At 26.6% G+C, this 24669-nt stretch carries 25 protein-coding genes; 5 read left to right on the forward strand and 20 right to left on the reverse strand.

Features of this window, described 5'->3' with window-relative positions; genetic code table 11:
* Positions 1–94 precede the first annotated feature (94 nt).
* Positions 95–964, reverse strand: a complete 870-nt coding sequence (locus tag ACYUE0_RS07510; RefSeq protein ID WP_061994096.1) for a YitT family protein — start codon at positions 962–964, stop codon at positions 95–97.
* A gap of 415 nt (positions 965–1379) precedes the next feature.
* Between ACYUE0_RS07510 and cls the strand changes: the two genes are divergently transcribed.
* The gene (gene cls / locus ACYUE0_RS07515) at positions 1380–2837 is read left to right on the forward strand and encodes a cardiolipin synthase (protein ID WP_460270066.1); all 1458 of its coding nucleotides are present in this window, start codon (positions 1380–1382) and stop codon (positions 2835–2837) included.
* A gap of 41 nt (positions 2838–2878) precedes the next feature.
* Here cls and ACYUE0_RS07520 read toward each other — a convergent pair whose 3' ends face one another.
* Positions 2879–4438, reverse strand: a complete 1560-nt coding sequence (locus ACYUE0_RS07520; RefSeq protein ID WP_061994015.1) for a threonine/serine exporter family protein — start codon at positions 4436–4438, stop codon at positions 2879–2881.
* Between the two features lie 144 nt (positions 4439–4582).
* Between ACYUE0_RS07520 and ACYUE0_RS07525 the strand changes: the two genes are divergently transcribed.
* Entirely contained in the window at positions 4583–5152 is a 570-nt protein-coding gene (locus ACYUE0_RS07525) for a hypothetical protein (protein WP_460270067.1), read from the forward strand.
* Positions 5153–5199: 47 nt separating this feature from the next.
* Here the strand turns inward: ACYUE0_RS07525 and ACYUE0_RS07530 are convergent, their stop codons facing one another.
* A complete protein-coding gene (locus ACYUE0_RS07530) occupies positions 5200–6378 on the reverse strand; it encodes an N-acetylglucosaminidase (RefSeq protein ID WP_460270069.1) in 1179 nt (392 codons plus the stop codon).
* Positions 6379–6732: 354 nt separating this feature from the next.
* On the opposite strand from ACYUE0_RS07530, the gene rluF reads away from it, so the two are divergent.
* Entirely contained in the window at positions 6733–7482 is a 750-nt protein-coding gene (gene rluF / locus ACYUE0_RS07535) for a 23S rRNA pseudouridine(2604) synthase RluF (RefSeq protein ID WP_061994012.1), read from the forward strand.
* Positions 7483–7664: 182 nt separating this feature from the next.
* Here rluF and ACYUE0_RS07540 read toward each other — a convergent pair whose 3' ends face one another.
* Positions 7665–8255 (reverse strand): LptM family lipoprotein, encoded by a 591-nt coding sequence (locus ACYUE0_RS07540; protein WP_460270070.1) that lies wholly within the window; start codon positions 8253–8255, stop codon positions 7665–7667.
* A gap of 545 nt (positions 8256–8800) precedes the next feature.
* On the opposite strand from ACYUE0_RS07540, the gene ACYUE0_RS07545 reads away from it, so the two are divergent.
* Both ACYUE0_RS07545 and ispF read left to right on the forward strand, forming a co-directional pair.
* Positions 8801–8989 carry a hypothetical protein gene (locus ACYUE0_RS07545; RefSeq protein ID WP_460270071.1) on the forward strand — a complete coding sequence of 63 codons (189 nt, stop codon included), beginning with the start codon at positions 8801–8803 and terminating at the stop codon, positions 8987–8989.
* 285 nt (positions 8990–9274) lie between these two features.
* Complete coding sequence (gene ispF, locus ACYUE0_RS07550; protein WP_061994009.1) at positions 9275–9745, forward strand: 2-C-methyl-D-erythritol 2,4-cyclodiphosphate synthase; 471 nt, start codon at positions 9275–9277, stop codon at positions 9743–9745.
* Between the two features lie 106 nt (positions 9746–9851).
* On the opposite strand, the gene ACYUE0_RS07555 is transcribed toward ispF, so the two are convergent.
* From ACYUE0_RS07555 to ACYUE0_RS07630, 16 genes are all read right to left on the reverse strand, one after another.
* Entirely contained in the window at positions 9852–10253 is a 402-nt protein-coding gene (locus ACYUE0_RS07555) for a hypothetical protein (RefSeq protein WP_199869241.1), read from the reverse strand.
* A 218-nt stretch (positions 10254–10471) separates the two neighbouring features.
* Complete coding sequence (locus ACYUE0_RS07560) at positions 10472–10660, reverse strand: ferredoxin (protein ID WP_061994007.1); 189 nt, start codon at positions 10658–10660, stop codon at positions 10472–10474.
* Between the two features lie 277 nt (positions 10661–10937).
* Complete coding sequence (locus tag ACYUE0_RS07565) at positions 10938–11438, reverse strand: YhcN/YlaJ family sporulation lipoprotein (RefSeq protein ID WP_460270072.1); 501 nt, start codon at positions 11436–11438, stop codon at positions 10938–10940.
* A 97-nt stretch (positions 11439–11535) separates the two neighbouring features.
* Positions 11536–11757 (reverse strand): hypothetical protein, encoded by a 222-nt coding sequence (locus ACYUE0_RS07570; protein ID WP_199869239.1) that lies wholly within the window; start codon positions 11755–11757, stop codon positions 11536–11538.
* A gap of 239 nt (positions 11758–11996) precedes the next feature.
* The gene (gene argF, locus ACYUE0_RS07575; protein WP_460270074.1) at positions 11997–12995 is read right to left on the reverse strand and encodes an ornithine carbamoyltransferase; all 999 of its coding nucleotides are present in this window, start codon (positions 12993–12995) and stop codon (positions 11997–11999) included.
* A 53-nt stretch (positions 12996–13048) separates the two neighbouring features.
* Entirely contained in the window at positions 13049–14254 is a 1206-nt protein-coding gene (arcA, locus tag ACYUE0_RS07580) for an arginine deiminase (RefSeq protein WP_061994003.1), read from the reverse strand.
* A 13-nt stretch (positions 14255–14267) separates the two neighbouring features.
* The gene (gene arcC, locus ACYUE0_RS07585) at positions 14268–15215 is read right to left on the reverse strand and encodes a carbamate kinase (RefSeq protein WP_460270075.1); all 948 of its coding nucleotides are present in this window, start codon (positions 15213–15215) and stop codon (positions 14268–14270) included.
* 763 nt (positions 15216–15978) lie between these two features.
* The gene (pyrE, locus tag ACYUE0_RS07590) at positions 15979–16548 is read right to left on the reverse strand and encodes an orotate phosphoribosyltransferase (protein WP_061994001.1); all 570 of its coding nucleotides are present in this window, start codon (positions 16546–16548) and stop codon (positions 15979–15981) included.
* Between the two features lie 36 nt (positions 16549–16584).
* A complete protein-coding gene (locus ACYUE0_RS07595; RefSeq protein ID WP_460270077.1) occupies positions 16585–17481 on the reverse strand; it encodes a dihydroorotate dehydrogenase in 897 nt (298 codons plus the stop codon).
* Between the two features lie 45 nt (positions 17482–17526).
* Positions 17527–18276 (reverse strand): dihydroorotate dehydrogenase electron transfer subunit, encoded by a 750-nt coding sequence (locus ACYUE0_RS07600; RefSeq protein WP_460270078.1) that lies wholly within the window; start codon positions 18274–18276, stop codon positions 17527–17529.
* A gap of 40 nt (positions 18277–18316) precedes the next feature.
* Positions 18317–19195: an orotidine-5'-phosphate decarboxylase gene (pyrF, locus tag ACYUE0_RS07605; protein ID WP_460270079.1), complete on the reverse strand. Its 879-nt coding sequence runs from the start codon at positions 19193–19195 to the stop codon at positions 18317–18319.
* Between the two features lie 30 nt (positions 19196–19225).
* Positions 19226–20425 (reverse strand): dihydroorotase, encoded by a 1200-nt coding sequence (locus tag ACYUE0_RS07610; protein WP_460270080.1) that lies wholly within the window; start codon positions 20423–20425, stop codon positions 19226–19228.
* A gap of 14 nt (positions 20426–20439) precedes the next feature.
* Positions 20440–20880 (reverse strand): aspartate carbamoyltransferase regulatory subunit, encoded by a 441-nt coding sequence (locus ACYUE0_RS07615; RefSeq protein ID WP_061993997.1) that lies wholly within the window; start codon positions 20878–20880, stop codon positions 20440–20442.
* A 23-nt stretch (positions 20881–20903) separates the two neighbouring features.
* Positions 20904–21824: an aspartate carbamoyltransferase gene (gene pyrB, locus ACYUE0_RS07620; protein WP_460270081.1), complete on the reverse strand. Its 921-nt coding sequence runs from the start codon at positions 21822–21824 to the stop codon at positions 20904–20906.
* 771 nt (positions 21825–22595) lie between these two features.
* Entirely contained in the window at positions 22596–23249 is a 654-nt protein-coding gene (locus ACYUE0_RS07625) for an HD domain-containing protein (protein ID WP_460270082.1), read from the reverse strand.
* Positions 23250–23325: 76 nt separating this feature from the next.
* On the reverse strand, positions 23326–23946 hold the full coding sequence (locus tag ACYUE0_RS07630) for a DUF1836 domain-containing protein (protein ID WP_010293983.1): 621 nt from the start codon (positions 23944–23946) through the stop codon (positions 23326–23328).
* Positions 23947–24669 lie beyond the last annotated feature (723 nt).

Below are 24669 nucleotides of genomic sequence, written 5' to 3' on the forward strand. Positions count from 1 at the left end.
CGTATCAATTTCAAAAAAAGATATTGATCCTGATGACTAATCAAATTAAAAAAGCACTTATCTAAATATAGATTTGTGCTTTTTATTTTAAAGTTTATTTTTCAATTTCAAATTTTGGCTGAGTAAATCCTCTACCATATACCTCTTTTATATCTGTAATTGTTAAAAATGCTTTATCGTCTATTTCTTTAACAATATTCTGAAGAATTACAAGTTCCTTTTGATCACAAACTACAAATAGTATCTTTTTATCTTCGTTAGTATACATACCTGTACCTTGAAGTCCCGTAACCCCCCTATTCAATGATTTCATCAATGCAATTGAAATTTCTTGTGACTTTTGTGAAATTATATGAACAGTTTTTGAAGCACTACCACCACTTACTATTCTATCTACCACAGTAGAAATTATGTACACTGCTATTATTGCATAAAGTCCTTTTTCTATACCAAAAACCATAATACCACATATGATTATTATTGTATCACAACAAGCCATAATTTTAGCCAGTGGAAGACCCTTAAAGAAATGATTAATTATAACTGCAGCAAGATCTGATCCCCCTGTACTTGCTGGTATTTTTAATACAATTCCTATTCCAGACCCTAGTAAAACAGATCCAAATATACTTACAAGCATCATATCTAAACCTTCTTGTGGTGGTAAATAGCTTGTATATGTAAGTGCCACAGATAAATAAAGTGCTGCAAAGACTGATTTTCCTGCAAATGCTTTACCCTTAAGCTTTATTGCTAAAATAAATAAAGGTATATTAACTAAAATATTAGTTACCGATATAGGAATATTAGCCACATGCTCTATGACAATTCCAAGCCCTGATAGTCCACCTATAACTAATTGGTTAGGTTTGAAAAATACATTGATTCCAATTGCTGTTAATGTAATCCCTATCATTATTTTTAAGTAATCTTTAATGTCTTGTTTTTCAATAAATTTTAACATACATTTTCCCTCCATCTAAAACCCCTCATATGTTATAACATATTCGCTCCGCAATGTAAACATTATCATTTTTAAATATTTGAATTATTTTTTCAAATCATTATTTTTTAAATAATCTTAAATCTCCGAGCACATTTCATATTTTTATCACTTTCTTTACTACTTTGTCAATAGACAAATATATTTTTTTGAATATACTATATAAACTTTAATTTAAAACTTAGTAAACTATCATGCCTTTAATAATTTAATTTATAATTTATTCAAATTCAATTATATTCAAGCTATAATAGAGTTAAACTATGTTTGAGTACATTTTATAGTGATTATAGTGAAATAAGCTTAAAATTAAATTTATTGAATAACTTAAAAATATTTTTATTTTCTTATTAACAATATTTAAAGGAGGTTTTTTATGAGCTTTGTTGCTATTTTTAAAAACATAATAACATTTATATATATAATAAATATTTTTTTAGCAATACTTCTTATAATTTTTGAAAAAAGGAACCCAAATAGTACATGGACATGGATAATGATTATGTTTTTTATACCTATTTTAGGTTTTATTCTCTATTTATTTTTAGGTCAAGATTTAAGAAAACAGAAGTTCTTCCACTACAAAAAAGAAGAGGAAGAAGTCTTAATACCAACAATACAAGCTCAACATACCATGCTTAAAAATGACTATTTAGTAAAAAATAATCACTTTTTAAATGAGTATAGGGATTTTATTCAATTAAATTTAACTACTGATAATGCTATATTTACACATAATAATGATGTTAAAATATTAAATAATGGTGAAGAAAAATTTCCAAAATTGATTACTTCTTTAAAAAATGCTAAAAATTTTATTCACATACAATATTATATTTTTCGTGATGATGATATAGGAAATAAAATTATAAATATTTTAACTGAAAAAGCTAAAAGCGGTGTAGAAGTAAAAGTGCTGTATGATGGAATGGGCTGTATATGGCTTCCTAAAAAATTTTTCACCCCAATAATAGAATCTGGTGGAGAAGTAGTTTGCTTTTTCCCACCATTCATTCCTTATATAAATTTGAGACTAAATTACAGAAACCATAGAAAAATATGTATTATTGACGGTATTGAAGGTTTTATAGGTGGATTAAATATTGGTGATGAATATTTAGGTAAAGATGAAAATATAGGTTTTTGGCGTGATATTCACCTTTATATAATAGGAGATGCTGTAGCTACATTAGAAACTCGATTCTTACTTGATTGGAGGTTTGCATCTAATAAAGAAGATTTTTCTATGAGCAAAAATTATTTTCCTAAAAATCAATATATAGGCAATAAACCTATTCAAATTATATCTAGCGGACCAGATTCTCAATGGGGCGCTATTAGAAATTCATATTTGAAAATGATTAGTAGAGCTGAAAAAAATATATATATAGAAACTCCATATTTAATTCCTGATGACAGTATTCTTACTGCACTAAAACTGGCTGCTCTTTCCGGAATTGATGTTAAAATTATTATACCTTGTAAACCAGACCATATGTTTGTTTATTGGGCTACTAAATCTTATGCATGGGAGCTTATGGAGGCCGGTGTACATTGTTACACGTATAATAATGGATTTATTCACAGCAAAATTATAGCTATAGATAGTAAATTATGTACTGTTGGTACTGCAAATTTAGATATGCGTAGTTTTAAACTTAATTTTGAAGTAAACGCTATGATTTATGACGAAGATTCTACTAAAGACTTAGAAAGAATATTTTTAAAAGATATCGAAAATTCTACGTATCTTACTAATAAGCACTATGCTGAGCGCTCTTTAATAATAAAAGTTAAAGAAGCAATTTCTAGGCTACTAGCACCTATGTTATAAAAAGGTATAAGGTCTTTTATAAGCCTTATACCCTTTTTATTTTATGTCATATATGGTACAAAAATTAATAATGTTATGATTGAATCAATAATTAAAGAGATTGATAAGGGTATTAAAGTAAGTATTTCTGTATCCTTTTTATAAAAGTTATATCCTAATCCATAACTTAAAAAACCTATAATTAAGCATAATATAGTTCCAACTATAGTGTTAGAGATAAATTGAGGCAGTAACATTTTATAGGATCCATATACTGTTGTTATTATTGCATAACACTTGATAATAATTGCAAAACAAGCCAATATAATAAAACTCTTAGCTCTTTTTTCTTTTGTAAAGCTATAATCAAAAAAGCTAACTATACCACCAATTACAAAAGTTGGTATCAACCATTTTATAGCTAATACAAATAGATATGAAAATGAATAAGCTATTCCTTGAGTTGTTGCTATTAACGCCTGAGAATATTCCCCTTTTCTTGCTTCATTATTAACTTTTTTGAACTTTTCATTAGTAGATGCTATATTTATATTAAATTTTTTATCATTTTTAAAACTTACAAATGATGAAATATCATCATTTATATATGGGTAAATGCAAAGTTCTCTAAGTCTCGTTACGTAAGAAAATTCTTTTACTTCCCCATTGTTTATAATATAATCTACTATGTTTTCTTGATAATCCTTTTTACCAAATAATCTAGGAGTAGTAGCTAAAAACCTCGCACCTTTTTCTGAGTAGAAACCTTTGTTGTAATATACTTCTTCACTATTATTTACCCTTAATTTAGATATATCAACGTCATTATTGTCAAGTCCATATTTTATAAGTTTTGAGCCTGAAAAAACACCCTTAGTTTCTTCTTCTAATAATATATACCCATATTTATCATCTGCAGAACATGCCATGTTAGAATAGACTACATTTTGCATTTTAGGAAGTTCTTTTATATCTTTTACTTCATTAAATTGCCTGTTTTCAAATATAACAGATTTTAAATTAGTTTGTTTTTGTAAAAAAGTTATAAGATATTTATCTTTTAATTTTACAGCAGATAACATAGATACACCTTTTTCATCTAATTCTTTTATTTCTTCAGTTTTTGTATTTATAACTTTTATTTTATCACTTGTACATATTAAAATTAAATTATCATCTAGTTGTTTCATTTCTATTACATCTTCAACTTTTTTACTATCTTTTTTATTAAAATTTTCATCTAAAATTAAAGTTTCCATATATCCTACAGAATTTTTAGTTGATGTAAAACTAAACCAATAACCGTCTTTAGCTTTACAAAGTGATGTAGCCATTATAAAATCTTCATCTATATCATAAGTTTTTTCATTAATAACTTCACCTATGTCATTTGTGATACTAAGCTTCAATTTATCCTTATCATCATATCCAACTATTATTTTTTCTTCATCTTTTAAAATAGGAGCTGGATTCCTCACCATTCCTTCACCAACAATTACTTCTTTACTCCAAATCTCAGATGGAGGACTCTTATAATACCCTAAACTTGTTATATAATTTAGAATTAAAATTATCCCCGTTAATAATACTAACCCTCCTATATATATGCTTTTTTTCTTCATCTCCCCGCCTCCAAATTTTTCAAAATTCTGTATTTTCTAACTTTTATTATACTCTCTGTTTTATATATATTCAATTATATGATATTATTATAATTAGTTGATTTAAAATTAACATTCTAATTATAAATTTGAGAGGATTTATCTATGAAGAGAACAGGTAAAATAATTAATATTGAAAAAAATAAAGTATATCTTCTTACTAAAGATAAAGAATTTATAACTGTAAAAAGAACTAACATAAAGCCTAAAATGGGCAACATATATACAGGAACTGTAATTCAAAAGAAAACCCTAGTTCAAAAACTTCTTATATCTTTTCTTTTAATAGGTATAATTACAGCTAGTATTTTAACTTATACTAATTTTGCTACTAAATATGTTGTAATTGCTGATTTTAACTCTAATGTTAAATTTGAAGTTACATCTTCCGGTAAAATATCTAATGTATCTTCCAAAGATGCTGATGGAATAGAACTAATTAATAATACCAATGTAATTGGAAATACATTAAATGATGGTCTTATTATACTATTTGATGAAGCTTTAAAGGAAAAACAAATTTCCATACCTAATGGATATTATATTGGAAAAGTATTAGTATTTGTATCAGATAATAAGACAGAATTACCATTAGACCTTAATACATTTGTAAGCCATGCAGAAAAAAATAATTTTGTAGTAACAGTAAATAGCAATACCGGTGAATTTGATTAATAAAAAAACAGCTTAATATTTATTAAGCTGTTTCTTATTTTCACATATTATTTAACGAATCTAGGAATTTGAAATTTCAATTTAGCACTTGTACACTGACTTAATATTCGTTCATATCTAGCAGCTTGTTTATATGCCCATGACACATCTGTAGCATATTGCTTCCATCCACTTGGATATTCTCCTATCGCCCATCTCATTTCATATAATGTATCTTTATCATCCATATCAGTCACTTGTGAACAGTGTATATATCTTTCCCCGATCCATTTAGCACCACCAATTATAGCCTTTTCTGGAGTTGTCCATCCTTGTTCATATGCAGTTTTTGCTCCTCCATTTATAGGATCACTATCTACTGCCCCTATACCGTACATATTATAGACTTTTACAGTCTTGCCATCTGGAGTTTTATAGTCTATGCCATTAGCTAACTGAGATGTTCCAACCCCTGTTTCTAGTGCACAATGTAAGTTTAAATATACAGGATTTATATCATATGTTTTTCCTGCTTCTATAAATACTGAACCTTTATCTTTTATAATTCCCTTTGTATTTATCTCCCTATTTAAAACTTCTGGTGATATACCATCTATATATTTTAAACTTAAAAATTGATAGACTTGAGTACTATTTAAAGATAAATTTTCTGAATCAGCAAAAGCTTTAACATTTAATAAACTTCCATCAGATGTAAACGGTGAATTTCTTAAAAATTTAATTAATTTTCCTGATTGACTTTGTACAAAATCATCTAATGTAAATGGATAATCTATATATTCAACTGTGCTTCCTGCTGGAACGCTAATAGTATCTGTGTTTCTTTCAGTAGTAAAATCTATAACATAATTATTTTCAAGTCCGCTTCCAATTGAATTTGTAATTGAACTACTTACTAATAAACTATAAATAGTATTAGGTTCATATCCACCTTCTGGTGGATTTACATTTACAACTTTATTGTTAGCATCATAGCTAATAGATATAGGTTGACTTACGCCCCCATTTACTGTTGTAACTTTAATAGAACTTTCTAGTGAATTAATAGCACTATCATTTAGTGTATCATTAAGGCATATGCTCCAAACTTTATTAGTTGGAACACTTAATTTATGTTCAAAAACCTTAGGCTCTACTGCTGCATTCACCCTTGATGTTGTAATAATCATAGTGACCATTATTAATAAAAATACACCTATAATAGAAAACCTCTTTTTTCTCTCCATTTTTCCCCCTCTTTTCTTAATATTGCTTGTCCACTTTTAATGCAAAATTGTTATAAATTTAAGTTTTATTCTTTCTTTTACAAACAATTTTGCTAACCATTAGACAATAACTTATAAATCATACTTAAATTATACATGATGATTCCTTTAATTTGTATATTTATTTATATTTTTGTAAATTTAAATTATATTGTATAGGTATATCTATTATTTTTATCTTCTATAAAATTATTGCAACCTATTTTCAACTAAAATTCTTCTATATTTCTATAAAAATATCAGAATTAATTTTTATAGTTAGTTTTTAAGTATATAATATTAGTATATACTTATAATATTTTTAGAAAAGGAACGATGTATATGGATAAAAAAATCACTTCGGGTACTAGATTAAATAAATACATAAGTGAAAGTGGATTTTGCTCTAGAAGAGAAGCTGATAGGTTAATTGAAAAAGGCATAGTCTTTATAAATAAACAAAAGGCCGGTATAGGTACTAAAGTTTTACCTAGCGACATTGTTACTGTAAATGGAGTAACTGTAAAACCTAAAAGTAAAAAAGTTTATATAGCACTAAATAAACCTGTAGGAATTACTTGTACTACAGACACATCCATAAAAGGAAATATAGTTGATTTTATAAATTATCCTGAAAGAATATTTCACATAGGAAGATTAGATAAACCCTCTCAAGGATTAATTTTTCTAACCAATGATGGCGACATAGTAAATAAAATTTTACGTTCAGGAAATAATCATGAAAAAGAATATTTAGTTACTGTTAATAAGCCAATTACTGATAATTTTATTAAAGCTATGTCTAATGGTGTACCTATCTTAGATACAATCACAAAAAAATGTTTTATAAAAAAAGAAAGTAATTATATTTTCAGGATTATATTAACTCAAGGTCTAAATAGACAGATAAGAAGAATGTGTGATTATTTAGGATATGACGTAGTAAAGCTTGAAAGAATTCGTATTATGAATGTGACACTAAAAGATATTCCTATAGGTAAGTGGAGATACTTAACGGAAAAGGAAATGGGTGTTATAAACTCTCTTGTAAAAGATTCTGTAAAAACAGAAGATGCTTCTTTATAATTAGCTTGTTATGGGAACGTACTTTGAAAATTCAACTTATATATTGAAATTTTAATTTTAAATCATAACAGCAATAACCCAAAAATTACAATAAAAATTCTACTTATATATAAAAAATTAAAGGTGATTTTTTAATTTTAAAATCACCTTTAATTTATGAATTTTTTAGTACTTTAAAAAATTTATTCTTCTTTTTCTGCTGGCTTTTCAAGGTCAGCTTTAAATAATGTTTTAAAATCATCATTAATTAATTCTTTATTTTCTTTTGTTTCCTTTAAACTTGGTTCATCACTTTCTGAAATATCAAACATAACTTCATAAACAGTAGTTGGTACTTTATCATCTCCATAAACTACAACATAAGACTTTTGTGATTTTTCTCCATTAGCGTTTTTATAGTAATCATAAATTTTAGTTTTACTTACATCTACTTTTTTATCTGTCATCTCTTTATCTATAATTTCTTTTGTCTTTTTAGTATAATCTTCTTTCTTTGCAGCATTTACTTCCTTTTTTACATCATTTAATATTTTAATAGTACCTATATCATCATAATAATAATCTTTTTCTGATACAGCATTTAATAATTGTCCAAATTCTTCATATTTAACTTCTTCAGCTTTTTCTTCAGTTTTTTCTTCATCCTTTTTATTAGTAGCTTCTGTATTTGTTGCATTTTCTTTTGCATCATTTTTATTAGTTGTATTAGCCCCACATGCTGTTAATGAAAATGTTAAAACTGCAGCTAACACAATTGATAATACTTTTTTCATTTCATATACCCCCAACTTAATTAGTTATTTTTTCCAATTGGCCCTTTTTCAATTATATCAATTTTTAAAAAATTTTTCAATATTTAAAATAATCTTAATATTTAAAATCATTTTTCATATAAATAATTCACAATTTTATCACAGTAATTTTAATTAATATGAAAATATTGTAAATTTTTTTACATTCTTAGAAAAGTTATTAACATTATCCACAGACTTCCTGTTAATAATCTGTTGAGTTATTGTTAATATTTAATTATAATTTGGTTTTTTCAGAATAATTTTAATGAAAATTAAAATAATATAGATGTATATATAGTTCTTATTTTTTTATTATTTTTTATACACATTATCAACATGATTGTTTATTATTTGTGGATAACTTTCAAATTATTTATTTTTTTTAAAAACTTAACTAATAATTAATATTATTTAAAAACAATTAAAATTTGAATTGTTAAAATATTCTGTAATTTATGGTATAATTTTCTTATTAAATGTTTTTACTTCTTTCCCATACCACAAGCACATTGGGGGTTGATATAATGTCTAATAACGTTATTTATGTAGACTTTAAATCTAGAAAAAAAATTAAGAATCGCAATAAATTCACTAATTTCTTTTCTATAAAAAAAATCAAATCTTTTTTTAACAATAAACATCCTAAAGAAAATAGAACTAATAAACCTTACGATATGAGATTAAAGATTTATAACTATAAAAATCAGTTATAAATATAGATATACAAAACTTTTAAGATATAAGTTAAAATATAATGTAGAATTCTATATGTTATTAAATTTTAAATAATGGTCAGTATGGTTATTTTTTACTCTGTATTTAATGATTATACTGACTATTTATTTTTATAAATATTTGTATAATTATTTTACTTTCCCCTAATATTACGTATAATAAATAATATTAAGGATAAATTTATTTTATAATTATATTTTAGTATTTAAAAATATTAGATTAATTATTCTATAAATAATTCTATATTTATTTGGAGGTTTTTTATGAGAATCGGACTAGGTTATGATGTACATAGACTTACAGATAACAGAAAACTTATATTAGGTGGCGTTACAATTCCTTATGAGAAAGGCCTTTTAGGACACTCTGATGCAGACGTTCTTGTTCACGCAATTATGGATAGTCTCTTAGGTGCTGCAGCGCTAGGAGATATAGGTAAACACTTTCCTGACACAGATGAAAAATACAAAGGAATTTCTAGTATGGAGCTTTTAAAATATGTAGGTGATTTATTAAAAAAACATAACTATATTATCGGTAATATAGATGCTACTATAATAGCTCAAAGACCTAAAATGGCTCCTTACATTTCTGAAATGGTATCTAATATAAGTGATTCACTTAACATAGATTGTAACAAAATTAATGTAAAAGCTACAACTGAGGAAGGGTTGGGATTTACTGGAACTGGTGAAGGTATATCTTCTCAAAGCATATGTTTACTTCTAGATTAATTATATGCAGATGAAAATTTTTCTGGTATAAATTTAAAAGTGATTTTAAATTTATATATTTTTTTAAATTTAAAAGGATGCAAAAGCATCCTTTTTTACAAATTAATTATTCAACTGTTTTCTTTTCACTTTCACCTAATAATATTGCAGAAAGTCTTATAAGTGTCTTAATATCTTCCTCTGTCAGTTTTTCTATGCCATTAATATTTTCAAGGTTTTCTTTTACCACATTTAATGCAGTTTCCTCTTTTACTGGATTGGACATATTATTAAAGTTTTCTTCAACATATCTAACCCCATCCATTATTATTCTTAATATTTTTTTCGTGTTTTCATCTGCTACTCCTAATTCATCTAACATGTCAATAATTGTATATCCGAAATTCAGGAATTTATCATCTAGTATTATATTTTTCTTTTTTAACAGTCCTACAAGTATTCCAATCGCCAATACAACTAAAATTATAAGCAATGCTTGAACTAGACCATTTTGCATAAAAGCCTCCATAAATTCCCCTCCAAATTATATTTTATTATTATATATATATTCTAAAGACCTTGTTATTGATACAAATCTATTCAAATTTATATTTAAGCATAAAAAAATACCAAAATAATTTTCAACTATTATCTTGGCATTTTATATAATTAAATTTATATAACAAAAATATATTGTATAAAACATTTTACAATTCAAATTATTCCCCCTATATTATCTAAAATAAACTAACATGTTTTTATTGCCTCAACAGGACAATTTTTCTCTGCCTTTTTTGCATCAAATTCATTTATAACCGGAACTTTTTCTACTTTAACATAAGCTTTATCACCATCACCTATTTCAAAAACTTCTGGGCATAGTTTTGCACAACTACCACAACTTATGCATGTTGCTTTATCAACTTTTGCTATCATAAAATTACCTCACTTTTTATTTATACTTTAATTATAAAATTCCCAATAGCATGTTTTTTTATTCTTGCTAATATAGGTTCCTAGTTAGCCTTCAAATTTATCTATTTGAAGATTTAAACCAAAAGTGATGTAAACTCCGAATTATTTAAATTCAACACCATATTTTACATAAAATATTTTTAAATTCTTAAATAAATTTAATCTTGAACTTGTAATCAATATTTTTTTAAAGATAAAAAACTCTACATATGTATTAGTAGAGTTTTTTATCTTTTAATTACATTATATCCTTTTTAAATCCTTCAAAATCACCTTTTACATCTTCCCATGTTTTTCCACTACCTAAATCTTCATACATTTTTTTGATTTTTACAGTCATTGTAGTATCATCACTAATTTTAACTGTAGTCACTTTATTATCTGTTTGTTTTATAGCATCTTCTATTGCCTTATTAACTTCTGTTTTGGAAGTTATATCATCATTATATGCTACACCTACTACAGCTGTATTGTCATGAACAACAGCACTAGCTTCTTTTACACCAGCTATTGTTGATATTTTTTCTCTTATAACTTTAGATCTTTCAAGTTCAGCTGATTTTTCATTACCTGTGGTCTTGTTTGCATTTCCTGTATTGTTTGTCATACCATTTTTGTTTGTCATACCATTTTTGTTTGTTGTATTATCAGTTGTGTTTTTAGTACATCCAACTAATGGCATTGCAAGAAGTGATGCTGAAAGGACTAATGCCATAAGTCTTTTAGAATTTTTATTCATGTAAATACCTCCTAAAATTATTATCTATTTCTCTATACTATTGTGCTCAACTTCAATAGTTTTTATTATAATTTTAGGAAATTAATTTTTTTAAATTTTATACTGATATTACTTCTATAAAAATATCTCTTTTTAACATATACTTTCCATTTTTTAATTCTAGCTCAAACTCACTTACCGTACTTACCTTCTCAGCTTTTTCAACATGAAATACATATCCATATTTATTTTCATTTTTAAAAAAAATTTTATTACTTCTAACAACTTTTAATTGATTTCCTAAATTATCATATATCATTGTTGGAATTTCATTAATCATACCATCTCTCTCCCTTTAGTAAACTTTATGGTTGTCCTTATTGTCTTAATTCCCTTGTGTCAATGATATATAATATTAAGAAACCCTTATATTTATGATTAATATTTTATGAATAATCTACGTTCTTAAATTCTTAAATCAAATTTAACTTTTCACCTTAATTCATTACCTTATTATTTTTATATAAAAAATAATAAGGTATCTTAAAAACAGTTTTAAGATACCTTTAAAATTAAAAATTATTTTCCTAAAGTAGCTACCATAACAGCTTTTATGGTATGCATTCTATTTTCAGCTTCATCAAATACTATTGATGCTTCACTTTCAAATACTTCATCACTTACTTCCATTGCATTTATACCGAATTTCTCAAAAACATCTTTTCCTACTCTTGTTTTCAAATCATGGAACGCTGGAAGACAATGCATAAATTTAGCATCTTTATTATTAGTTAACTCCATCATTTTTGAATTAACTTGATATGGTAGAAGAAGTTTTATTCTTTCCGCCCAAACCTCATCTGCCTCGCCCATAGAAACCCAAACATCTGTATAAATTACATCTGCGCCGTTAACGCCCTCTTCTACACTATCTGTTATTGTTATTTTTCCACCAGTGCATTTTGCAATTTCTAAACATTTATTTACTAACTCTTCTTCTGGAAATAATGATTTTGGTGCAACTATTCTAAAATCCATACCCATTTTAGCTGCTCCAATCATAAGAGCATTTGCCATATTATTTCTTCCATCTCCAGCATAAACAAATTTTATTTCATTAAATGGCTTTGTAAAATGTTCTCTTATAGTTAAAAAATCCGCTAATACTTGTGTTGGGTGATCTTCATTAGTAAGACCGTTCCATACAGGCACTCCAGAATATTTAGCTAAATCATTTACCACTTCCTGTCCAAACCCTCTATATTCAATTCCATCAAACATTCTTCCTAAAACTCTAGCAGTATCTGCAATAGACTCTTTTTTTCCCATTTGGCTTCCTGTAGGTCCTAAATAAGTTACATGTGCCCCTTGATCATGAGCAGCTACCTCAAAAGCACATCTTGTTCTAGTTGAATCTTTTTCAAATAACAATACTATATTTTTACCCTGTAAGGTTGGTTGTTCTACCCCTGCATATTTTGCTCTTTTTAACTCTTGTGCTAAGTCTAAAAAAAAGTTTATTTCTTTTGGTGAAAAATCCATTAGTGTTAAAAAGTTTCTGTTTCTTAAATTATACATTTTTAATACCCCCAAAATTATTTAAAATATATTATTATAATCTTTAATTTAAATTAAATATCTTCTCTTACAAATGGCATAGACATGCATCTTGGACCACCACGACCTCTTGAAAGTTCACTGGATTTAATAGCATATACTTCAATATTATGCTTGTCTAAAAGTTCATTTGTAACATAGTTCCTATCATAAGTTATTACCTTCCCCGGTGATATAGCTAAGGTGTTAGAACCATCATTCCATTGTTCTCTTCCCGCTGCTATTTTGTCTCCACCACCACATCTTATAAGCGTAACCTCTGTTTTCAAAGCTCTACTTAGTACACTTTCAAGGCTTTCTTCACACTCTTTTGTAATTACATTCTTATTTGCTTTATCATAACTTATTTCTATTACTTTTAATGTATCTTCTATTTCTGGATGTATTGTGAATTTATCATAATCCACCATAGTAAATACTGTATCAAGGTGCATGAACGCCCTTATTTTTGGTATATTAAATAATAATATTTTTTCAAAGGTTTCTCCCGATTTGAAAATATTACTTGCAAGTTTTAATACAGCTTCTTTATCTGTTCTTTCACTACATCCAATAGCTAATACTTCTTTTGATAATACTAGCTGATCTCCCCCCTCTATACATGAAGGGTTGTCCATATCATAATATATGCTCACATTTGTATCTTTAAACCATGGATGATACTTAAATATATATTTTCCAAAGAGAGTTTCTCTCCTTCTTGCAACTTTTCTCATAGAGTTCAAAGATACACCACTTCCTATACACGCAAATGGATCTCTTGTAAAATATAAATTAGGCATTGGTTCCAATAAAAAAGGGTATTCACTTTTGCTTTCTTTTAAAAGTATATCCTCTTTTCTGACTCCAGCCATAATAACATCAATCATTTCTTTAGGTAACATATTTAAAAGATATTTTTTTAGTTCTTCTTTTATCTTATTATCAACTAAATTACTTTTTAATAATATATCTTCTACAAACTGCTCTTTTATGTTTAAATCTTTTATTGAATCTGTTACTAAGTTTTCTAAATATAAAACCTCTATACCATTCATTTTAAATACTTCTGCAAACTTATCATGTTCTTCACGTGCAATTTTTAAATATGGTATATCATCAAATAATAAATTTTCTAAATAACTCGGTGTTAAATTTTCAATTTCTCTACCTGGTTTATGCAAAAGAACGGTCTTTAATTTACCTATTTCAGAATAAACTTTTACCCCCCTTTGTTCCATCCATTATCGCCCCCTACTCTTTAATTATTTTAGTCCCAGATACTCCTTTTAACGCTTCATTTGCTTTAGATAATGATGATATTATTGCTATTTTATTATCACCAAATTGAACAAATTTTTTACATGCCTCTATTTTCGGAAGCATACTTCCTGGAGCAAACTGTCCCTCTTCTATATATTTGTTAACTTCTTTTATAGTAATAGATTCCAATTTTTTCTCTGTTTCTTTGTTATAATCTATACATACACTTTCTACAGCTGTTAATATTAACAAACAATCCGCATCTAGTATCTCTGCTAATCTTTCTGCTGCAAAATCCTTATCAATAACTGCTGCAACACCTTGTATTGTATTGTTTTTTCTTATCACTGGTATTCCACCACCACCACAAGAAATAACTACTTTTTCATTCTTAACTAAGTCCTTTATAGTTTCTTTTTCAATTATATCTAAAGGCCTTGGTGAAGCTACAACCCTTCTATATCCTCTCCCAGCATCTTCTTTCATAATATACCCTTGACTTTTTTCTAATTTTTCTGCTTCTTCTTTAGAATAAAATGAACCTATAGGTTTTGTAGGATTTTTAAAACCACCATCATTTTCGTCTACTAAAACCTGAGTTATTACTGTAGCTACTGGCTTGTCAATTTTCCTATAGTTTAATTCTTCACTTATTGCATTTTGAAGATGATATCCTATATATCCTTGTGTAAATGATCCACACACATCAAATGGAAATAAAATATTTTTATCATTATATTTTATAGCATCTTCAATTGTGGCTACTATTTGGCCTACTTGTGGCCCGTTCCCATGTACTATAGAAATTGAATGTCCTTCTTCTATTAAATCAACAATAGATTTTGCCGTATCTTTACATGTTTTTAATTGTGACTCTGCACTTTTATCCTTTGGATTTGATTGTAGTGCATTACCCCCTAAAGCTAATACTATTTTCACAATATCCCCCCATTTAAAAACATATTTATTTTTATAATATTTTTTAATTCTTTCCCCAAGCACCCTTTTTATTTAAAATAATTATTTATAATATTAATTAATTTTGTTGAATTTTTTAATTGTCATGTGTTCTATATTTAATAGATTTGTTTCATTAGTATTAAATTTATGTTTAACATGATGTTTTATGCAGTGATTTCATAAGATGTTTTTAATATAAAGTACTATCATAGTAAATAATTTTCTATTTTATGTCAAATTTGCTATGATAAAGTATATTCATTTGCTATACATTTTTTCACAAGTACTAAATTTCAATTTATTAATAATTAATTATATTTATATTAATTTAACTGTAATTATAGTTTATAAAGTTAAATATTATCTATTACATTTTTCTTCTTATTTTAATGAAATCATTGTTTTATATCTTAAATTTAAAGTCTAAATATTACAATACAGTATTAATATTTAGACTTTAAATTAATAAATTAATTTAATTTATTACTCTTCATATAATGTCTTAACAAGATATTTTAAAATTTTAGAATATATTATATATATCTTTCTAATTACTAATAATAAAATATACAATATATTTGAATTTTTATGTAAATGTATATTTTTTGTAAATTTTTTATTTATTTTTATTCAACTCTTTTTTTATTTTTTTTAAATTAAAAGGCTATAAGATATAATTTACATATATCTTATAGCCTTTATTTGAACTTTAATTTTTAACAAATTTTTATTGCTTTTGCAACTATTTAATATTTCTGCTACCTGGTTTTATATAAGGAATACCTTCTTTGCATAGTGGACATTCTTCTTTTTCAAAGTTATCTACATTTAGTTTTATAGCACTATATAATGGTAATTTAAGTTCTGATATTTCTCCTCTTCTGTCAACAATTGAGCAAACCCCAACAACTTCTGCACCTAAACTTTCTAATAACCTACACACTTCCATAGTTGATTTTCCTGTAGTTACAACATCCTCTGATATCATTACCTTAGTTCCCTTTTCTATTTCAAATCTAGATAAAGTCATAACTCCATCTCTTCTCTCTGTGAATATGCCTGGCTTTTTTAACTGTCTTGCTACTTCATAAGCAACTATAACTCCACCCATAGCTGGTCCTACAACAACATCAAAATCTATATCCTTTATTTTATCTACAACAACTTTTAAAATTTTTTCTGCTTTATCTGGATATTGAAGTAGTCTAGCACATTGGCAGTATTTATTGCTATGTCTACCTGATGATAATAAAAAATGTCCTTCTAATAATGCATTAGTTTCTTTTAATATATCTATAATAATTTTTTCCATTATAATTCCTCCAAGTCAAATTTATTTGATTATGCCTTATATAATTCCTCTTATATCATTTATATTTTTTATGTTTCTCTCTTTTAAAAATTTTTCCATTCCGTTTATAATATCTAGTATAATATCTGGTTTTATAAAGTTAGCAGTTCCTACTTGTATAGCCGAAGCTCCTGCCATTACAAATTCAATAGCATCTTGCCATGTTTTTATTCCACCTAGTCCTATTATAGGAATGTTTACCACTTTACTTACTTCATTCACCATTCTAAGGGCTATAGGTTTTATTGCTGGTCCTGAAAGTCCTGCATATACATTTTCAAAGACAGGTTTTTGATTATATATATCAATTGCCATGCCTTTAAAAGTATTAACTAATGACAATGCATCTGCTCCTGCTTCACAACAACTTATTGCCATTTCCTGAATATTTTCAGCATTAGGTGATAATTTCACTATAAGTGGTTTACTACAATATTTTTTTACTTCTTTAACTGCATCATATGCTATAGACGATTTAATCCCTAAAGCCATACCACCAGTTTTTACATTAGGACAGGATATATTAAGTTCTATCATATCTACACTACTACAATTTAATTTTTTAACACCTTTAATGTATTCTTCTATAGAACCTCCACCTAAATTTGCAATTATTACTGTATTTAACTCTTCCATATTTTTCAGTTCTTTTTCTATAAATTTATCTACTCCTGGATTTTGAAGTCCAACGCTATTTAACATTCCAGATGGAGTTTCTTGCATCCTTACTCCATCATTACCGTCCTTAGGGTTTATAGTCAATCCTTTAGAGCTTATCCCACCAAGTTTAGAAACGGGAAAGAACTCGTTATATTCTTGTCCAAAACCAAATGTACCCGATGCAGCTATTACTGGATTTTTAAATTCAACTCCACATATATTCACTTTCATCATTAATCATCACCTCATGTACTAATCTTCAAAGCCCTATTATTTTTATTAAATCTCTATATCATCACCACAAAATACTGGTCCATCTTTACAAGTTCTTTTATTTCCTTGCTTGGTTTTACAAGTACACACTAAACAAGCGCCTATTCCACAGGCCATCTTTTTTTCTTCTGATATATAAACCTTTGTGTTTGTTTCTTTGCACATTTTCACTACTTTATTCATCATAACTTCTGGTCCACAACATAGTACTAAATCGTATTTATTTGTGTCTAATATCTCTGTTATATAACCCTTATGACCACAACTTCCATCTTCTGTTGATACATATATTTTTTTAATACTATTTTTCATATCTTCAATTGCATATGTTAAGTCTTTAAACCCTGCATACAAATCTATACTTTCTTCTTTTAATAAACTTAAAAGATATTTCATTGGAGCTATACCTATTCCCCCTGCTACTATTGCAATCTTTTTTCCTTTAACTTCTTCTACATTAAATCCGTTTCCTAGTGGTCCCATTGTTTTAATTTCATCACCTTGATTTAACTTGCTTATTAATTCTGTACCTTTGCCAACAACTGCATATAAAAACTCAATATAGTCTCCATTTTTTCCAACGTTATGAACACTTATAGGTCTTGATAAAACTGGCTCGTCTTCCCAGCATCTTATCATATAAAACTGACCTGGGTTCGCTTTGAATTTTCCTGATACTTTTATCTTATAGATTCCCGTTGAAACCTCTTTATTTTCTAACACTCTATTCATTGTAAATTCTTTATTTAAATTCATAAAACCATCCTCATATATAAGATTTGAAAAAACTTACCCCTTACCCTCTTGTATTGTTTTTTATAGCTAACTTTATTTCATCTCTCATTCTTATGACTTCTTCCCTTGCATATTTATCAAAATATTTTTCACCGTCTTCATATTTTTTATATGCAAGAAGTATACCCCTTGATGAGTTAACTACTCCACCATTTCCATCTTTTAAATACATAGCTACATCTTTTGCCGTTCCACCTTGTGCTCCATATCCAGGTATTAAGAAAAATGTACTATTTAATTTTTTTCTTAACATAATTCCTTCTTCTGTATGAGTACATCCTATAACTCCACCTATAGAACTATATCCACACTGTCCTAAGAAGTTTTCTCCTATTTTGTTAAGCTTATCTCCAACTTTTGAATATACCTTTTCATTATCTAATGTATCTATATACTGTATATCTTTTGCCCCTTTATTAGATGTTCTTATTAATACAAAAATTCCTTTTTTACCTTTTTTAATATATGGTATATATGGCTCTATAGTATCTAATCCCATATATGGATTTAATGTTATAAAGTCAACCTCAAAATCTCCCTCAAAATGTGCTTTTGCATACATTTCAGCTGTTTTTGCTATATCCCCTCTTTTTATATCTCCTATAGCAATTCCGCCTTTTTTCTTTATATATTCTATAGTCTTTTTATACGCTATAAGTCCTTCTAATCCTAATGCTTCGTAATATGCTATTTGAGGTTTATAACAAGCGACAACATCTAAAGTAGCATCTATAATACTTTTATTAAATTGAAATATACCTTCTGATATTGATGAAAATTTATTTAAAAAATCATTAGGTATGTATTTTAGGTCTGTATCCAGACCTAAACATACATGTCCTTTTTCTTTAACTGTATTAAATAATTTATCTATTATCATTAAACGCCCTCTCATTCTAGATTTAAGTATCTAAATTTCATATTTATTATTTGAATAAACTATTTCACCATTTTTTATGGTTTTTATTATATCTCCATATACCTCTACCCCATTTAATGGCGTATTTTTTCCTTTTGAATAAAATCTTTCTGAGTCTATATTATATTTAGCTTCTAAATCTATTAAAACTAAGTCTCCTTCATATCCAATTTCAATTTTCCCCTTTTTAACACCTAACATTTCACTAGGTTTTTTACTCATGATTTCACTTAGTTTTTCTAAAGATATTCCATTTTCTTTTACTAGTTTTGCATAACATACGCTAAATGCTGTTTCTATTCCAGATATACCTGGTGCTCCACTTTCCTTATCCTCTTTACTGTGTGGCGCGTGATCTGTTGCTATAACATCTACATATCCATCTTCTATAGCCTTAATTAAAAATTCTACATCTTCTTTTTTTCTTATTGGTGGATTTACTTTATAGTTACATTCATTTTCTAAAAACAAATGATGTGGTGCAACTTCACAGGTAACTTTGGTCCCTTCATCTTTATATCTTATAATATACTTCATAGCCTCCTGAGTACTTACATGTGCTATATGAACAGTAGCACCTGTTATTTTTGCAAATTCTAGATTACGTAAAGTCATTATATTTTCCGCTATTCTCATATCATATTTTGATAGATTTTCCTCTTCGCAGTGGCACATAAGTATTAATTTTTTTTCTTTGGCCTTAACCATAGCATCTAACATAATTTTGCTATTCATTACATCTTTTCCGTCTTCTGATATAATTTTTATGGAATTATCTATCCTATCTAAATGACTTATATCCTTACCATCAAAACTATTAGTAATAGAAACTGTTTGATGTACATCTATTAAACCTATTTGATTAGCCCTACCTCTAACATAATTTACTGTATCCATAGAACTGCATACAGGATTTGTATTTGCCATTAGATTTACCATTGTATATCCGCCTTTAACCGCAGCCCTTGAACCTGATTCTATATCTTCTTTATAAGTAAATCCTGGTTCTCTAAAATGTACATGTAAATCTACAAAGGATGGCATAAGAACATAACCTTTTGCATCTATAGTCTTACAAGATTTTCTTAAATTTCTACCAATCTTATTTATAATGCCATCTTTTATATAAACATCACCTAAATAGCTTCCATAACAGTCTACAACTTTTGCATTTTTAATTAATAATTCCACAAATTTAACCCTCCTTAGTTATAACGTATTTCCTTTACTTTTATAATCTCATCACAATATTTACATCTATATTCTTTTTTGTCTTCATTAAACAAATAATGTGTATGAGCTATATATGGTTCTATTGATGTTATACAACGAGGATTTTTGCACTTAATAATTCCTTCAACTTTTTTAGGAAGGGTTAATGCTATTTTCTCTACAATTTTTTCATCTTTTATTATATCTACAGTTATACCTCTATCTATCAATCCTAAAACTGTATAATCTAATTCCATAACATTCTCTATCTTTATAATATCTTTTCGCCCTAATTTTTCACTATGGGCATTCATAATTAAGGCAACTTGATACTGTGCTTTATCTAATCCTAAATAATTAAATATTTTCATTCCTCTTCCAGATTCTATATGGTCTATAACAATTCCATTTTTTATACTATTTATTGTTAACATAGAAAACCCCCCTCATCTTTTAATTATGCTAATCCTAAAAGTTTGCATATTAAAGCCATTCTTACAAACATACCGTATTTGGCCTGTTTAAAATAAATCGCTCTTGGATCATCATCAACTTCATATGCTATCTCATTCACTCTTGGTAATGGATGAAGTACTATCATATCTTCTTTTGCTAACTTCATTTTTTCATTACATAGTATATAAGAATCTTTTAGTCTTACATAATCTTCTTCATTAAAAAATCTTTCCTTTTGTACTCTTGTCATATAAAGAATATCTAACTCGCCTATTACTTCTTCCATTTTTTCTACTTGTTTAAATTCTATATTCTTTTCTTTTAAAATTCTTATTATATATTCTGGTACATTTAATTCCTGTGGGGATATTAATATAAATTTGTTTCCTTCATATCTTGATAATGCTTTTATTAGTGAGTGAACTGTCCTTCCAAATTTTAAATCTCCACAACATCCTATAGTTAAGTTCTTTAATCTTCCCTTAACTCTTCTTATGGTTAATAAATCTGTAAGTGTTTGTGTTGGATGTTGATGTCCACCATCACCAGCATTAACAACTGGTATATGTGAACTTTCTGATGCCACTAATGCTGCTCCTTCTTTTGGGTGTCTCATAACAGCAATGTCTGCATAACAAGAAACAGTTCTTATAGTATCTGAAATGCTTTCGCCCTTTGCAACTGAGCTTGAGTTTGCTTCTGAAAAACCTATAACATTACCACCTAATCTAAGCATAGCTGCTTCGAAACTAAACCTTGTTCTTGTACTTGGTTCAAAGAATAATGTTGCAAGTATTTTTCCATCACACATTTTTGCATATTGAGTAGGATTTTTTATTATTTCATCTGCTAATAAAAATATTTGTTCTAATTCTTCTAATGTGAAATCCATTGGTTCTATTAAATTTCTTCCTTTTAACATATAAAACAGCTCCTTTTTACCTCACTGGGTTAATTTAAAGGGTATTTTTGCAATAAAAAATGCTTTCCCAAAGGAAAGCATTTTAATTACAACTATATAACTATAGCTAATTTTAGCTACACTTATATAGCTATATTATTTTCTTCCCTTTCTGATCTCTCTGGATCAAATTTAAAAGGACATAAAGTTATTATCTTTAAAATAACTATATATAACCTTTAACTAATTGTCAATATATTTTATTTAAATTTAATAACAAATATTCTTCTTTTCCTAAAATTTGTATATTTAAATATATAGATATATAGATTGAATTGTGCTATAATTAAAATACTTAAAGGAAACACTGCCAAAAATTTTATAAAGTTTTTTCTATATATTTTGGCACACTAAAAATATAACCAATATTAAAATACAAGGAGGAAAATTTCATGAAAATTTCTTTTGATGATAAAACAAAAGCTGCTTTATTAAAAAAACTTGAAAAAAATGATAATAAATCATTTAGGTTAATGATAAAAGGCTTTGGCTGAGGTGGCCCTACATTAGGTGCTGTTCTGGATGAACAGACTGAAAATGATATAGCACAGGTTGTTGATGGAATTAACTTTATCGTCGATAATGACGAAGCCGAAATTTTTAAAGACTGTATTGTATCTTATTCAAGAACTCTTTTTGGCGAAACTTTTAAAGTTGTAGCTAAAAATATACCTCAAAGTAGTTGTTAATTTTAAAAGCTTTTGCTAAACAGCAAAAGCTTTTGTTTTATATTTAAATATATAGTTTGCATTTTATTTTTTCGTCAAATTCAGTCCAATCACCTATTTGAGTGTTAGCTTTTATTGTTTTTATTTTATTCATTATACAATCTAAATAATCTGCATGATGAACTATGTAGGATTCTTGACTATTGGGTGCTTTAGGAGACCCATATTTAACTGCTCCATGATGTTGAACAATACACCCTCTTATTCTACACTTAAAATCTTCATCATAAAATTCTGATTTTGAATTTAATGCTTCTTCTATCATAGTCATACCTATTACTATATGACCTTCCATTTCCCCACGAAGAGTTGTACTAAAGTCTTCTTTATATTCATAAATTTTACCTATGTCATGTAATTTCGCAGATAATATAGCAATTTCTTTATGACTGCAATCATACCTATAACATAAATCTCTAGTAATTTCTACAACATCTAAAGTATGTTTTGCAAGCCCACCTGAATAAACATGATGCTCTTTTCCACCAATAGATTTTTGAAAATTCATTAAAAAATTTTCATTACTAAAAAAATATTTATCTAATTCAATAATTTGTGGATTTTTAAACTCTAAATCTGATATTTTTCTTAATCTATTCATTATATCAGTAATAGATTCATTTATATTATTTTTAATAACCAATTTTTCATTATTCATAATTACAACTCCTATAAAACTTTTTTACCTTCTTTTAGTTTGTTTTATAAAAGCTGTTTTTATCCATAACTATAACTTATTCTGTATATTCATTTACAATTTTTCTAATTAGCTTTTTAATAGTACTTGCTTCTGCTACTAATGTCATTACTATTAAAAATATTATAATTCTTTCATATTCATCTTCTTTAAATTCTTTATCTTTAAAATATGAAATTAACTGTCCCTTATCTCCAAATCTATCATTTATTAATAGATTACTAAAACTATTCTTTTGCATATCAGAAAAAACTTTATATGTCTCTTCCCAAGATAATATATCATCTTCTCTATCATTAATTTCATTAAATGCAAGTCTAAATACACTTCTTATCTCTTCTGTTGTAAGTATTGGTCTCATATAACTCAAAAGTACAAGTTGTATTAAATGTAGTTTAGTATATCCCCTTTTTTTCCCATCTTCAGGCTTTGATATAACTTCACTTTTTATATAATTTTGTAATATATTATTAGTAAAATTATCATCATCAAATTGATCATTAAGATAGTCTTTAACTTGTGATAAAAACAAATCATATTGTGGTAAATCCTCATATGATATAATGCTTTTTTCTGAAACTTCTTCAGATAGTTTTGAGATTTTATCTAAAACATCTTTTACAATTGATTCGCCAATTCTTTTGTTATCATATTCCATTTTATCACCTCTATTTTGTTTACTTTCCATGTTGTAATCATATTATATGTTATAACTAAACTTATTACAAATTATTTTCAACCATTAAATATAGAACTTCCATAATTTTAAATTTAATACTACATTTTGTATTAAAATATTTTTTAATTTTTGAATGAATTTAAGTTATAACTTGTAAACTTATAATTTTAGTATTAATATTTTAATTTACTACATTTTTTTACAAATTGAATCTTAGGAAATAATTTATTTCATTATTCATTTAATGTTTAATTCATTTATCATTATTTACAGACTTATCCACTATTCTTAACAAGTTATCAACAAAATATGTTGATAACTTTTCTAATATCTAAGCCATTATCTAAGACTTTGCAAAATACATGTGGAAAAAGTTGCTTTTTAATCCACATTATCCACAATATGCCTGTGTATAAGTTGTTATTTTTTTGTGGAAATAATTGAAATTCCTCCGTCAATTTATTGTATAAATTGTCTTTTCTATATATTATCCATCCATTATACTTCATATTATGATATAAATTTTGATTTTGTCGAATAAATTAAATACATTCTATAACTTTTATATAATTCCAGGTTGACTTTTAAAATATATCTTTTTAATATCCATTCTTATCTATATATTATAAATTTTTATATGCTTAAAGATTAAAATACAATTGAAAGTAATTTAAATCATAGAATACATTTAAAATACAGCTT

This window comes from Clostridium sp. CTA-19 (assembly GCF_054767855.1).